This window comes from Kitasatospora sp. NPDC091257 (assembly GCF_044757675.1).
Lineage (GTDB): Bacteria > Actinomycetota > Actinomycetes > Streptomycetales > Streptomycetaceae > Kitasatospora > Kitasatospora lactacystinica.
Map to the genome: position 1 here is coordinate 1 of NZ_JBIVVI010001733.1, position 1,344 is coordinate 1,344.

General features: G+C 75.8%; 1 protein-coding gene and 1 pseudogene. Both read right to left on the reverse strand.

Translation table 11 applies throughout. From position 1 onward, the window contains the following. Positions 1-289: pseudogene (locus ACIQOV_RS41625) on the reverse strand (hypothetical protein); the annotation flags it as partial. Next, a complete protein-coding gene (locus tag ACIQOV_RS41630) occupies positions 286-1,182 on the reverse strand; it encodes a segregation and condensation protein A (RefSeq protein WP_401056371.1) in 897 nt (298 codons plus the stop codon). The pseudogene ACIQOV_RS41625 and the gene ACIQOV_RS41630, both read right to left, overlap by 4 nt. Between the last annotated feature and the right edge of the window lie 162 nt (positions 1,183-1,344).

Consider the following 1,344-nt stretch of genomic DNA (forward strand, 5'->3'; position numbering starts at 1 on the left):
CCCCCGCCGATCCCTCGGGTACCGCGGGTACCGCGGGCTCCACCGGCCCGGCGCGCTCCCCCGACTCCACCAGCCCGACCGGCGCCGCACGCTCGACCGGCGCCGCAGGCTCGACCGGCTCGACACGCTCAGCGCGCTGCACGCGCTCCGCGGGTTCCACCGGCCGGACCGGGTCCACCGGCTCCGGCAGCAGCTCGAAGGCCGGTTCCAGCCACTCCTCGGCCCGCGGCTGCCCGGGCAGCCCCAGCGGGCGCCGCACCGGCCGCCCGCCCTCGTTCCCGCCGCTCATCGGCGCTCGCCCTCCTCGCCCTCGCCGACCCCGCCGCCCTCGCCGCCCTCGCCGCCCTCGCCCGCCGGCCGGTCGAACTCGTCCGTGACCTCGACCGCCACCCGGCCCTCCTCGGCCACCCAGCGCACCACCAGCTCGCCGAGCGCCTCCGGCTGCTCGAAGGCGAGCACCCGCTCCCGGTACAGCTCCAGCAGCGCCAGGAACCGGGCGACCACCACCAGGTCGTCCGGCGCGTCCTCGACCAGCCGCTGGAACGAGGCCTCGCCCAGCTCGGTGAGCAGCCCCACCACCAGGGAGGCCTGCTCGCGCACGCTCACCGGCGGGGTGTGGATGTGGTCCACGTAGACGACCGGCGCGGGCCTGGGCGCCATCGCCTTGGCCGCCAGCTCGGCGAGCCGCTGGGGCCCGACGCTGATGACGACCTCCGGCAGCAGTTCCGCGTGCCGGGGCTCCAGGGCGGCGCCCCGGGGCCGGCGCAGCAGCTCGGCCGCCCAGCGTTCGCCGAACAGCGCGGCCGCCCGCTTGTACGCCCGGTACTGGAGCAGCCGTGCGAACAGCAGGTCCCGGGCCTCCAGCAGGGCCAGGTCCGCCTCGTCCTCGACCTCCGCCACGGGCAGCAGCCGGGCCGCCTTGAGGTCGAGCAGGGTGGCGGCCACCACCAGGAACTCGGTCGCCGCGTCCAGGTCCCAGTCCGGGCCCATCGCCCGGATGTACGCCATGAACTCGTCCGTGACGGTGGCCAGCGTCACCTCGGTGACGTCCAGCTTGTGCTTGGCGATCAGGCTGAGCAGCAGGTCGAAGGGGCCCTCGAAGTTGTCCAGCCGTACCCGGAAGCCGCCCCGCGACTCGTTCTCGGCCGCGCTCACGGCAGTTGCGGCGGCGGTCGCACTCACAGCAGCAGCAGTGACGGTCGCGCTCGCGGCGGTGGCGGCCGGTGGTTCGGAGGTTCCGGAGGCTTCAGCGGCTTCAGCGGTTTCGGCGGTACTGGGCATGACGGTCCATCTTCACCCGGCCCCGCCCCCGGCCCCGCCCCGGCCCTTCTTCGGGGGCGCCCA